The 13,250-nt window shown below is 40.8% G+C and carries 12 protein-coding genes; 11 read left to right on the top strand and 1 reads right to left on the bottom strand.

The annotated features are described in order from the left end of the window. Positions 1-4: 4 nt before the first annotated feature. Positions 5-1,417 carry a sugar transferase gene (locus NSTCB13_RS33320; RefSeq protein WP_445631832.1) on the bottom strand — a complete coding sequence of 471 codons (1,413 nt, stop codon included), beginning with the start codon at positions 1,415-1,417 and terminating at the stop codon, positions 5-7. A gap of 827 nt (positions 1,418-2,244) precedes the next feature. On the opposite strand from NSTCB13_RS33320, the gene NSTCB13_RS33315 reads away from it, so the two are divergent. The 11 genes from NSTCB13_RS33315 (at position 2,245) to NSTCB13_RS33265 (ending at position 13,217) form a co-directional block, all read left to right on the top strand. Next, complete coding sequence (locus NSTCB13_RS33315) at positions 2,245-4,446, top strand: GumC family protein (protein WP_448275303.1); 2,202 nt, start codon at positions 2,245-2,247, stop codon at positions 4,444-4,446. A 37-nt stretch (positions 4,447-4,483) separates the two neighbouring features. Continuing rightward, positions 4,484-5,329 (top strand): ABC transporter permease, encoded by an 846-nt coding sequence (locus tag NSTCB13_RS33310; protein ID WP_445631830.1) that lies wholly within the window; start codon positions 4,484-4,486, stop codon positions 5,327-5,329. A 41-nt stretch (positions 5,330-5,370) separates the two neighbouring features. Next, on the top strand, positions 5,371-6,636 hold the full coding sequence (locus NSTCB13_RS33305; RefSeq protein ID WP_448275302.1) for an ABC transporter ATP-binding protein: 1,266 nt from the start codon (positions 5,371-5,373) through the stop codon (positions 6,634-6,636). Next, positions 6,637-6,858, top strand: coding sequence for a Rieske (2Fe-2S) protein (locus NSTCB13_RS33300; RefSeq protein ID WP_448275871.1), 222 nt, complete (start codon positions 6,637-6,639; stop codon positions 6,856-6,858). It abuts the gene before it with no gap. Positions 6,859-6,884: 26 nt separating this feature from the next. Continuing rightward, a complete protein-coding gene (locus tag NSTCB13_RS33295; RefSeq protein WP_448275300.1) occupies positions 6,885-7,964 on the top strand; it encodes a polysaccharide pyruvyl transferase family protein in 1,080 nt (359 codons plus the stop codon). A gap of 56 nt (positions 7,965-8,020) precedes the next feature. Further along, positions 8,021-8,794, top strand: coding sequence for a methyltransferase domain-containing protein (locus NSTCB13_RS33290; RefSeq protein WP_448275298.1), 774 nt, complete (start codon positions 8,021-8,023; stop codon positions 8,792-8,794). A 4-nt stretch (positions 8,795-8,798) separates the two neighbouring features. Then, entirely contained in the window at positions 8,799-9,836 is a 1,038-nt protein-coding gene (locus NSTCB13_RS33285) for a polysaccharide deacetylase family protein (protein ID WP_448275296.1), read from the top strand. Continuing rightward, positions 9,829-10,818 carry a glycosyltransferase family 2 protein gene (locus NSTCB13_RS33280; protein ID WP_448275295.1) on the top strand — a complete coding sequence of 330 codons (990 nt, stop codon included), beginning with the start codon at positions 9,829-9,831 and terminating at the stop codon, positions 10,816-10,818. Before NSTCB13_RS33285 ends, NSTCB13_RS33280 begins: the two co-directional genes overlap by 8 nt. A 69-nt stretch (positions 10,819-10,887) precedes the next feature. Next, a complete protein-coding gene (locus NSTCB13_RS33275; RefSeq protein WP_448275293.1) occupies positions 10,888-11,895 on the top strand; it encodes a glycosyltransferase family 2 protein in 1,008 nt (335 codons plus the stop codon). Between the two features lie 23 nt (positions 11,896-11,918). Next, positions 11,919-12,935 carry a glycosyltransferase family 2 protein gene (locus NSTCB13_RS33270; protein ID WP_448275291.1) on the top strand — a complete coding sequence of 339 codons (1,017 nt, stop codon included), beginning with the start codon at positions 11,919-11,921 and terminating at the stop codon, positions 12,933-12,935. 159 nt (positions 12,936-13,094) lie between these two features. Continuing rightward, positions 13,095-13,217 (top strand): hypothetical protein, encoded by a 123-nt coding sequence (locus NSTCB13_RS33265; protein ID WP_448275290.1) that lies wholly within the window; start codon positions 13,095-13,097, stop codon positions 13,215-13,217. Positions 13,218-13,250 lie beyond the last annotated feature (33 nt).

Genomic DNA, 13,250 nt, shown 5'->3' with positions numbered 1-13,250 from the left:
TTCCTTATCTACCTTTACCTAACAAAACAACTCGAATCGTTTTGAAGGCGATCGCTAAATCCAACCAAATGGAATAATTTTTGATGTAGTACAGATCGTATGACAGCTTTTCGTAAGCATCTTCTATAGATGCTCCATAGGGATACATAACCTGTGCCCAGCCTGTAATTCCAGGTTTGACCAAATATCTAACTTCATAGTAAGGAATCGCTTCTTTGAGTTTGACATCAAATTCTGGTCGTTCTGGACGAGGCCCAATCAGACTCATTTCACCTCGTAAGACGTTCCATATTTGCGGTAATTCATCAATACGCAACAAACGTAGCCAGTATCCGACTCTGGTGATTCGTGGATCGCGTTGACTAGCCCACTGCGCCCCCAACTTTTCTGCATTCTGATACATGGAGCGAAATTTATAAACTCTAAATGGTTTACCGTATAACCCACTTCGCTGCTGACTGTACAATACTGGCCCAGGGCTATCTAGCCTAACTAGTAATGCAACCAATAATAAAAGTGGTGCAACTAATACTAGTAAAAAGAGGATCAAGATGAGATCGATAACTCGCTTCAGTTTCATACTGAAGTAACCAGGCATTAAGTTAAAACCATCACTAAAAGCCAACCATTTGTCTTGTAACAGCGACGAAGGTAGTTTATACCAAAATGTTTCGTAAACATCTGGCAATGTATAAACCGGAATGCCTCGCAACCGCATCTGCATTAATTGTTGTGCTTGTGACTTGGAAAAGTTTATCTGCGCTGTCACTATAACCCCAGACCAGGATTCTTGACTCCATTGCGACAAATCGCTCAGGCTTCCCTGATAACTCAGATTTCTTTTTGGTAAGTCTATGGTTTTTTGGTTTTCCTCTGCTAGAACAGTCAACTTTCCTAAGGGATTAAGTTCTAGCAATTTTTGTGTAAATTTGATGGCATTATCCCCCGATCCTAGTATTAACCAACGGCTTTTTAAAGCGTGCGATCGCACCCATCTCACTGCTACCACGCGCAATATTATTGCCCAGATAGTAAAGATTCCTAAGCTGGGTAAGAAGACACTCCGCCACGATATCGGGTTGTATTTGGCAATATCTGACAAGTAAATTAGTGCAGAAATCAACAAGGCGATCGCAATGCTACAAACAATAATTCGAGCGGGCGCTCTTAAACCTGAAATTTGCCGATCTGGATGGTAAGCATCTGCTAAATAAAATGCTGCAAGTATCATGCAGACAAATGTATAAGGTAACGGATTTAGCCAATGTAAGGGTTGATCTAAACGCAACCATTGTGCGATCGCTAAACAAATTAGCAACCCAAAAATATCCCCTAACAAAAGCAATATCGGTAGGCTGCGGACTATATTTGGCAGCCTAGTATTGATAGGTAAACTGACATAACTTGTGGAAGTCATTGGTTTTTATTATTCTTCAGTATCCTGATATCGATTTCTTCGTTAAAACCAGCAACCGAGTCAAATAAGGGAATATTAAAGACTAGCCGTATTGTGCCAAAGCATACAAAAATAAGAAAGTTTGTATGCTCTGTTTGTCAAAGAAATTGGAGATTATGTATTACAAACTAGGAGGGGAACTATCTGTGCGTCGGTATAGCATATCTGTAGGAGATACATCTTAACTTGCATTGGCTGTACGAACTACACTACGGCTTCAAGGTTGTTCTTTTGACATTTGCATTATGCCATGAGTGTAGTCAATCTGAACTTTATATTTAATTTTTTGATTAGCGTATATTTGCTGTTAAAGTAGCTGTTCACAAAGTAACAAAATAAAGAAAAAGCTTATGCAAGCTGTTGAAATGCTGTTATTAAATTAATACCAAAGAAGTAAGTGGGTAAAAAAAAACATAATCATGTTAACCAAGATAAATGAGGCTAAAAGCTTCTTCCTTCCTATATCTTGCCTTCTACCTCCTGCCTGACCTCAACTATAAATATTTATGCTTTTCTACTTAATGAGTTAAAATAAATGCTTTTTAATTTAATTTAAAATTTTAGAAAAAAAAATTAAAAACACCTTGACATTCAGATAATATTTCTGGGATAAATCTAAGGAAATCTAATAAAAAGCAAACATTTTAAAAAATACGGATACTTATATTATGATTTTTTATACAAATAACTAGTAATTAATCCTAATTATGTCCAAATGGCTATCTTGGACTACCAAAATTGTGAAGCAAAATTAGTAAAAACAATTTCAGGTATTCGTAACATACTCCATGCCCTCTAACCAAGAAGACCAAAACTCCTTAGATTTGCAGCAATACTCGCTACTTCTGAAAAGGCGTTGGCTAATTATAGCTGCGGTGACTGCCTCTATTTTTGGGCTTTCAACTTTAAATGCTATCAAGCAAAAACCAATTTATGAAGCAGAAGGTAAGTTGCTTTTCAGTAAAACTGACCGCGTTTCTTCGCTGACAAATCCCTCGGCACAAGTTGGGGAGTTGAGAAGTGTGACTGAAATCAACAGTCCGTTGGATACAGAAGCAGAGGTCATTCGTTCTAATCCAATAGTTGAGAAAACTATTGCTAGTCTCAGGTTGGTAGATAAGCAAGGAACACCCTTGGAAATAAATGAGTTTCTCAAACAAGTCAAAATTAAGAGTGTTCGGGGTACAGATATTTTGGCGATTTCGTACAGCAGCAGCAATCCAAAAGAAGCCGCAGATGTTGTGAATTCGCTGATGAGATATTACCTGGAGAACAATATTCACGTTAACCAAGCCCAAGCGACAGTGGCAAAGAAGTTTTTACGCAAGCAATTGCCTGAAGTTGAAGCAAGGGTAGCTACATCGGAAGCAGCTTTGCGTCGATTTAAAGAAGAAAATCGGGTAATTGCTTTAGAGCAAGAAGCAGCAAAAGGAGTGGATAAACTCGCAAACTTATCAGACCAGATTACCCAAGCCCAGGCAAATTTAACGGATGCTGAGACTCGCTCAAAACTTCTGCAACGTCAATTGAGATTGAATTCGCAGCAGGCTGTGGATATGGGGAATTTAAGTCAATCAAAAGCTGTGCAGGAAGTATTAACACAATACCAACAGGTACAAAACCAGTTAGCAGTAGAGAAGACTCGTTATACAGACAAACATCCTACGATCGTTAATTTGTTAGCAAAAGAAGCAGCCCTCAAAAAGCAGCTAGAGACGCGAATTTTTGAGAATGCAGATAGAGAAAAATCTGTACCAGCCCAGAATTTAGGGATGGGAGAACTCAAGCAGACCTTAGTGGCCCAACTGGTACAGTCGGATGTAGAACGTTCAGCATTAGCTAACCGAATTACGGTTTTGCAGAATGCATACACACTTTCTCAAAGACGATTGAGTGTTTTACCGCAACTGCAAGAAAAACAGGAGCAGTTAGAGCGACAGTTGCAAGTTGCTACATCTACTTATGAAGAACTGCTAAAGCGATCGCAAGAAGTCGATGTAGTAGTAAATCAGAATGTCGGTAATGCCAGGGTAATATCTGCGGCTTTACTTCCTCAAAACGCTATTCCTTCCAAAATTGTCTTTCAGCTAGCACTGGGTGGATTTTTGGGAATTTTGCTGGGTGTAGGCGTAGCTTCGATCTTAGAAGCTATGGATCGATCCCTGAAAACTCTTGAGCAAGCCCAGCAGTTATTAGGTTATTCTTTACTCGGTACGATTCCTCGCTTGGATCGAAAAGCTAAAAACAGTGGGGAAGGTCTAGTCGAACTACCAGTCAAAGATAATCCATGTTCAGGAGCAAGTTCAGCCTTTGAGATGCTTCAGACGAACCTGGATTTTACTATCTCCGATCGACCATTAAAAGTAATTGCCGTAGTTAGTTCGGCTCCAGGTGAAGGTAAATCATTTGTGGCTGCAAATTTGGCAGTAGCTAAAGCACATATGGGGCGCAGAATCCTATTAGTAGATGCGGATATGCGTCACTCCTCTCAACAGGAAATCTGGAAATTATCTAATCCAGTCGGACTAAGTAATGTTTTGGTTGGTCAAGCAGAGTTTCGCAACACCACTCAAGAAGTATTAGTTAACTTAGATTTATTAACGGCTGGGACAATCCCATCTAACCCCGCAGCATTGCTAGATTCGCAGCGTATGGCTTTGTTAATTCAAGAGGCAGCCAAAGACTATGATTGTGTGATTATTGATACTCCTGCTTTGAGTTTGTTTGGTGATGCACTCATGCTGGGCAAGATGGCAGATGGGATATTGCTAGTTGTACATCCAAAAGTGCTTGACCGTGCTGTTGCTAAGAGTACGAAAATCATGCTAGAGCAAGCGCGCTCGCATGTTTTAGGAATGGTGGTAAATGGGGTTACTGCTGAAAAGGGATCTGATTACTATCACTCTAGAGGATCTGATGGTGGAAAAAGGTCTACTTTGAGTCAGATAAATTTGCCTGGGATTAAGAGCTTGATGAAGTTTATTTATTGACTTGACTATAAGTTAACTCTGGGATAGGTGTATTTTTATGATCGGAAAACAGACGCTCGAGCCTCGGCAGAAATTAGTGATTAAGGCAGGGCAAACCGAGCAGCAGTACTGGCAGGATATCTGGAAGTATCGGGAGTTGTTTTACTTCTTGGCTTGGCGAGACATCTTGGTGCGCTATAAGCAAACGGCCATCGGGCTGGCTTGGGCGTTGCTGCGACCTTTTTTAACAACAGTTGTGTTTACGGTTGTATTTGGTGTTTTACTCAAGGCTCCGTCGGCGGGTGCGCCTTATCCGATTGTGGTGTTTTCGGCAATGCTACCTTGGCAGTTCTTTTCCAATGCCTTGAGTGAGTGTAGTAATAGCTTAATTAGTAATTCTAATTTAATTTCTAAGGTTTATTTTCCGCGTTTGATTGTGCCAACGAGTGCGGTGATTGTGAGTTTTGTCGATTTTATGATTTCTGCAATCATCCTATTGGGATTTATGGCGTGGTATAACTTTGTGCCGGATTGGCGAATTTTAACGCTGCCGTTGTTTATTGCGATCGCATTTGCAGCAGCAATGGGGTCGGGGTTATGGCTGGCCGCATTAAATGTGGAATATCGGGATTTCCGATATATTGTGCCGTTTATTGTGCAGTTTGGATTATATATTTCGCCAGTGGGTTTTAGTAGTAGTGTGGTGCCGGAACAGTGGCGACTGCTTTACTCATTAAATCCAATGGTGGGTGTAATTGATGGTTTCCGGTGGGCAATTTTAGGTAAAAATTTTGACATTTATTTACCAGGATTTCTCTTGTCGATGGCGTTAGTGATATTAGTGCTGATTACTGGAATTTACTATTTCCGCCGAATGGAGCGCAAGTTTGCGGACATTATTTAGGTACAGGGTTTCAGGAGTTGTTAGCACAGGTTGGAGGATTCATGTCGGATACGGTAATCAAGGTTGAGAACTTAAGTAAGAAATATGTGTTGAGCCATCAGCAAGAGGGGCGTCGCTATAAGGCGTTGCGCGATGTCATGGCGGACGGCACAAAGTCTTTATTCAGCAAAATCCAAAATCCAAAATCCAAAATCCAAAATCCTTCTCGTGAGGAGTTTTGGGCACTCAAAGATGTATCGTTTGAGATTAAGCAGGGCGATCGGGTTGGAATTATTGGCCGGAATGGGGCGGGAAAATCGACACTGTTGAAGATATTAAGTCGAATAGTAGAACCAACAAAGGGAAGTATTGAAATTCAGGGACGGGTAGCGAGTTTGTTAGAGGTAGGGACGGGGTTTCATCCAGAGTTGAGCGGAAGGGAAAATATTTATCTCAATGGTGCCATTCTGGGAATGAGCCGGGAGGAAATTAAGCGCAAATTTGATGAAATTGTTGATTTTGCTGAAATTGAAAAGTTTTTAGATACGCCTGTTAAGCGCTATTCTTCAGGGATGTATGTGCGGCTAGCATTTGCGGTGGCGGCGCATTTGGAACCGGAAATTTTGATTGTGGATGAACTGCTAGCGGTGGGGGATGTGCAGTTTCAGAAGAAGTGTTTGGGTAAGATGGAGGATGTGGCTAAAGAAGGGCGAACAGTTATATTTGTAAGTCATAATCTGGGCACTGTTCAGGCACTTTGTAGTCGTGGGGTTTTGCTGGGGCAAGGAACAGTATTAGCTGATGGTACAGTAGACGTAGCGGTCAACACTTACCTCCAAAATCTTGAACAAGCCTCTTTCCAGAATCTTTTAAAGCGTACAGATCGTCAGGGTAAGGGTCATGTGCGACTTTCTCAGATCGGAATTTCGACTGGTGGAAGTTATCCCTCTACAACTTTGGCAACAGGGTTTCCGGCTGTTTTCACCTTCCATATCACTGGAATTCTTTCGGGACTTTCCTGCTGTTTCACTATTTACGACCAATATGGACAGCCAGTCACATATTTTGACTCTGCTATGCATAGTCAAGAGGATATGACTAATCCGCAGCAAGAGACCAAGTTCATTTGCAAGATTGATGAACTGTTGCTTATGCCTGGTCGCTATCGCATCAATGCTGCAATCATGGACAATGGAGAATTTCAAGATGATATCAAAGGAGCTGCTCTTTTTGATGTTGAACAGGGAAACTTACGAGGTCGCCCAGTAAACCCAACAGTTGGATACGGCAATGTCTGTATTCACCATCAATGGATTGTCCCTGCATAAATTGCTATTTTCACTCGCTATTGTCCGTATGAAGGGGCAGACTTGATCGCAGGTTATTTACGGGATCAATGTCTGGTTTGCCCGTGGCACAATCTGCCAATCAATTTAAATGACGGGGCTAGCCCTTGTCAGTCATTACCAAAGCTAACAATTCTACAATCTACTGCTGGAATAGTTGAGAATGAGTTGGACGCAGAAATAAACGAACATAATTTTAGTTAATTTGAAGTGACTTTGAGAGAATTTACATGAAAACGCTAGTTGCAGGTTGGTTCAGCTTTTTTAACTATGGGAATGCAACGGCTGGTGATTTGCTAGCCGCAGAACTGGTGGCTGATTGGCTTGAAGATATTGGTTGCCCCTATGATTTTGCACTAGATCCTCCGTTTCAAGGAGGCATTGATTGGCGTTTTGCCGATCCCGAAGACTATTCACATATCGTTTTTGTATGCGGTCCTTTTTTTAATTCAAAGGAAACACAAGAATTTTTAGCACATTTTGCTGGCTGCCGGATGATAGGACTTAACTTAACTATGATTCAGCCAGTGAATGAATGGAATCCTTTTGATGTTTTGATTGAGCGCGATAGTTCTGCATCTGTTCGCCCTGACATGGTTTTTCTAACACATCAAAAGTTAGTACCTGTTGTAGGTATTTGCTTGGTAGAGCCTTATGGTGCTGCCTTTGAAGAGGGGGCTTATGCTGCGATTCAAAGACTTGTAGCATCGCGTGAAATGGCAATAGTAAATATTGATACTCGCCTAGATACGAATAGAACAGGACTTCGCAGTTCGGCGGAAATAGAGTCACTGCTTGCTCGTATGGATATAGTGATAACAACACGCCTACATGGAACAGTTTTATCTCTTAAGAATGGAGTTCCTACAATTTCAATTGATCCAGGAGGTGACAGCTTTAAAATTGAAAAACAAACAAAAAAAATTGGCTGGCCTATGACATTTACATGTGCCAATATAACTGATAATAAATTACAAGAAGCCTTTGATTATTGCCTGACAGAAGCTGCACGAAAAAAAGCTAAAGAATGTTCTGAACTGGCAAAGCAAATAGCTGTAGAAATACAGAATGAGTTTATCACTGTTTTTGACCAAACAGATAAATTTATTTGTAATAATGTTTGCCACAATTCTGTTAAAAAAAAATATAACAATGAATCAAAGACAAATATAAATAAACGTATTTATGTTAGTCTAAACCATAGTATTCCTTGGGGCAAACTTCCCACTCAAAATCAAAATATTATTCGGCAAAAGTTGATAAAAATTGGTCATAATTTTACAAGGCTGATGAGAAGATTGGGTAATTGATGGCGCGACATTAGCACTTTTTGTACTGTCCTTTCTAGTCTTAAAGGATTTTTCTTATGAACAAAGAACAGTTAAAATTAATAGTCCAAAAGACGTTACCATATCCTATCCACCACTGGCTAACAACTCAATTGCAAGCTTATAAGCACCATCCTCCAGTAGGCAGGGTCAATTTCGGAGACTTAGGACGCTTGCAACCTATCAGCCGAAATTGGAATGGTCGAGGACAGCCTATTGACCGTTACTACATTGAAAAATTCCTGTCACGCAATTCAGATGATATTCGGCAGCGGGTATTGGAAGTCGCAGATAACAACTATAGTCGCAAATGGGGCGGGGAGAAGGTTACAAAAAGTGATATTCTGAATGTGATAGAAGGAAATCCATACGCAACGATTGTTGGAGATTTGGTTGATGCTCCTCAGATTGCCTCCAATAGCTTTGATTGTATTATTCTGACACAAGTGCTTCAGTATATTTACGATATACAAAGTGCCTTGAAAACCATTCATCGTATTCTGAAGCCAGGTGGAGTCGTACTAGCAACTCTTCCAAATATTACCCCACTTCTCGATCCTGATGACAATGATGAAAGTTGGGGGACATCCTGTTGGTGTTGGAATTTTACTAAAATATCTGCACAGCAACTGTTTGAGGAGGTTTTTCCTAAGGAGAATATTCAAGTCGAAACCCACGGAAATGCTTTGGCAGCCACAGCTTTTCTTCAAGGATTGGCAGTTCAAGATATACCCAAGGGAAAGCTAGATTATCATGACCGTAGCTACGAGGTAACTATCACCGTCAGAGCAGTGAAACCTGATATGAGGTGATGGAATGAAAATACCTGGAAGTGACAAATTGCAGCGAACGATTCGACGGCTCCAGAAAAATTTAGCATTTTCTAAGGGGCTGATTTTGATGTACCATCGCGTCGCTGAGGTAGAATTAGACCCCTGGAGTCTGTGCGTAACTCCCCAAAACTTCGCCGAGCAACTAGAAGTTTTACAAAAATATTACCAACCCCTTAGCCTCAAGCAATTCGCGCAAGCACATCGAGATGGCAACATTCCAGATCGAGCAGTGGTTGTCACCTTTGATGACGGTTATGCAGACAATCTCCATCATGCCAAACCTCTACTAGAACGCTATGGTATACCAGCAAATATTTTCGTGAGTACTGGCTATATTGGAAGGGAGCGTGAGTTTTGGTGGGATGAATTAGAATGGCTACTTTTGCGACCGGGTAAATTACCGGAGAAACTTTCTTTGAATATTAATGGTAGCCTTTGTCACTGGGAACTGGGTCAAGCCGCCAATTACACTCAACAAGACTATCAAAGCGATCGCATTTGTAAAGCCTGGGAAGCTAAACCCGGTTCTCGAATGTCTTTCTATTACTCAATTTGGGAAGTATTATTACCTTTACCAGAACGGGAATGTTTAAAAGCTCTAGACGAGTTAGTAATTTGGGCTAATGCCGAATCTACTTTACGCAAGACTCACCGCTCCCTTTTACCTGAAGAGATTTGTGCTTTGGGACAAGGGAAATTAGTAGAAATTGGCGCTCACACAGTCACCCATCCATTTCTTTCAGCACAATCAACAGAATTACAAAGGCAAGAAATCCAGCAAAGCAAAGCTGCTTTAGAGGAAATGCTCAATCGTCCTGTGACGAGTTTTTCCTATCCATTTGGCAATTACACCACAAAAACCGCTGAACTAGCTCGAACTGTTGGATTTGACTGTGCTTGCACTACAACTAAAGATATTGTCTGGCAACAGAGCGACAGTTTTCAATTACCTCGCTTCGGGATCGAAAACTGGAATGGGGAAGAATTTGCCAAGCAACTATCGAGGTGGTTTCATGGTTGAACAGATAAATAGTAAACCGTTAGTATCCTGCATAATCATCTTTTTTAATGCTAAAAAGCAGAACTTCTTTGAAGAAGCGATAGAAAGCATTTTCGCGCAAACCTATGAAAATTGGGAACTTTTGCTAGCAGATGACGGCTCAACTGATGAGAGTACAGCCATTGCTTTGCAATATGCCCAGCAATACCCTGACAAAGTGCGCTATGTAGAGCATAAAGGACACCAAAATCGCGGTATGAGTGCAACGCGCAATTTGGGTATTCGCCACGCCAAAGGAGAGTACATTGCTTTTCTAGACGCTGATGATCTTTGGTTGCCACACAAGCTAGAACAGCAAGTACCTATTTTAGAATCACATCCCGAAGCAGCAATGCTCTACGGCAGAACTCAATTTTGGTTCAGTTGGACAGAGAATAATCCCGTCAATTCATGGAATTCTGAAAATGGACAGGATGGCCTGATGACAATAACTAGTGCCAAATTTGATACGCTGATTAGACCAACAACACAGCTTCTCTTGTTTTTACAAAACAAAGAAATTTATCCTTGTACGTGTAGCATTCTAATACGTCGTCAGGTTTTTAAGGATATTGGTGGATTTGAAGAGGATTTTCGCAATGCTCATGAAGATATGGTCTTTCACTCCAAGGTCTTTCTGAAAGCACCTGTATATGTATCCAGTGAATGCTGGGATAAGTACCGAATACACCCAGATAGTTACTGGCGACATGCAGATATGCAAGGAAAAGGAGTAGAAATACGCCGTATTGGTCATTTAAAATACCTGACTTGGTTAGAGAATTATTTATCTGAGAAAGAAATTAAAGTTCCTGAAGTTTGGAAAGCGCTCAAAAAAGCGCAGTTTCCTTATCGCCATCCTATCTTGTACCGTCTGATTAGATTTATTCATCAACCTAAACGGTATCTGATTATTTTAGCTACTATTTTTTGGCATTTTTTAGAGAAACCAATTAATGACTGAAAGAAATTATTTGATTACAGCAGTAAACAAACAAATTAACTGAACAAGTGAACTGACAAAAAGCCAATTATGATGAATGAGCTACACCCTTATCGAGCTGTTATTCAATCTGTGCCCGATAGCGAAACACGACCTTTATGGTCTGTTATGATTCCCACGTACAACTGTGCAAACTATCTGCGTGAAACACTGGCAAGTGTATTAGCCCAAGCCCCTGGAGCAGATGTTATGCAGATCGAAGTAGTTGATGACCACTCTACCAAGGATGATCCTGAAGCTGTTGTTAGAGAACTAGCAGGCGATCGCGTTAGTTTTTATCGCCAGCCAGAAAATGTAGGTCATATCAGAAACTTTAACACCTGCTTGCAGAGATCCCGTGGTCATTTAATTCATCTACTGCATGGTGATGACTGTGTACAAGACAGTTTTTATCAGAAAATGCAGCAATCCTTTGAGAAATACTCTGAAGTTAGAGCTGCCTTTTGTCGCTATATCGGTATGGACGAGCATGGGCACTGGTTATGGTTACCCCCATTACAGCAAATAAAAAGTGGAATTTTGGAAAATTGGCTAGAGCAAATTGCTGTAATAAATCACCTACAACCGCCGTCAATGGTTGTGCGCCGTGATGTGTACGAAAAGCTTGGGGGGTATGATAGTCGTTTATCCCAATTTGCAGAAGATTGGGAAATGTGGGTTAGAATTGCTGCACAGTACCAAGTGTGGTACGAAGTTGAGCCATTAGCAATTTATAGGATTCATTCATCATCTCTTACAGGATACTCTATACGTACTGGTCAAAATGTTAGAGATCTACGCCAAGCTATAGAGATTATTCACCCTTACTTGCCTAAATCAGTTAGCAACAAGCTGTATATAAAAGCAAGAGAAAATTGGGCACTTTATGCAATTAGCGATATAACACCACGGTTATTTGCTATAGGTGATTTGACTGCTGCAATTACTCAAATTCAAGAAGCTTTAAAGTGCAGTTACTCACTAAAGGTAATTCAGGCATTAATTTTTTTGCTTCCTTGGCGCACAGGAAAAACTTGGTTGAAGAAGACAAGACGCTAAAAACAACATTACTAAATTAACGTATGATTAATAAACAATATCCTTACCGTGCAATAATTTCACCAGTGTCAGAGGGAACAAAACGTCCTCTTTGGTCAGTGATGATTCCCACTTACAACTGTGCAAACTATCTGCGTGAAACACTGACGAGTGTGTTATCACAAGACCCAGGGCCAGAGATAATGCAAATAGAGGTGGTTGATGACCACTCCACCAAAGACGATCCTGAAGCTATTGTTAAAGAATTAGCAGGCGATCGCGTTAGTTTTTATCGCCAGCCAGAAAATGTTGGACATGTTAAGAACTTTACTACCTGCTTAGAGCGATCGCGTGGCAAACTCATCCATCTTTTGCATGGTGACGATTGCGTTCGGGAAGGCTTTTATCGCAAGATGCAACAAACATTTGATACTCAGCCGGAAATAGGAGCCGCTTTCTGTCGTCACATCTTTATGGATGAAACAGGGCACTGGCGACACTTTTCTGAGATATTACAACCTCAAAGCGGCACAATTGATAATTGGTTGGAAAAAATTATAGTTAAACAATATATTCAAACTCCCTCTATTGTCGTTCGCCGACAAGTATATGAAAAGTTAGGTAGTTTTGACCATCGGTTTTGTTTTTATTATGAAGACTGGGAAATGTGGGTGCGAATTGCCGCACAATACCCTGTATGGTACGAAGTTGAGCCACTAGCTATTTATCGGCTACATTCTGTATCTAATACTGGACAAACTGTGCGTACAGGCAAAAATATGCAAGAGGTACGCCGTGGGTTGGAAATTGTTCAGTCTTATTTACCTGCTTATCTGTCACAATCAACAGTCGATCGCCTGATCGATGCCAATAAAAAACACTCGGCAATCTGTGCTCTCAGAACAGCCCAGAATATGCTGATGATTGGCGATTTACCTGCTGCGATCGCCCAAATTAAAGAGGCATTTAAATGCAGTATTTCACCAAAAGTTATGGCATATTTTATTTACTTTGCTACCCAAGCTGGATTGAAACGTTCCCTGTCATTTTATCGAAGTTAAATAAACTAAATAATACCAATTGTGGCAAGTAATTGAGATAGTCTCTCCAGTCATTAAAATGCTTCCAGGCTTGTTTATTGTTTTACGACTTTAGGACTTACGCACTTTACAAACGCATCATCTCATGTATCAACTTTCAGGAAGAAAGGTATTGTCAAAATGCAAACTCCAGTTGCGTTCATCATTTTCAATCGCCCAGATAGAACCGCAAAAGTGTTTGAGGCAATTCGCCAAGCGCGTCCACCGATGCTTTTAGTTGCAGCGGATGGACCCCTCGTGTAAATCGAACTGGAGAGTCCGAAAAATGTGCACAAA

The sequence above is a fragment of the Nostoc sp. DSM 114160 genome, assembly GCF_053470305.1.
This window is presented reverse-complemented; position numbering and strand designations above follow the sequence as displayed.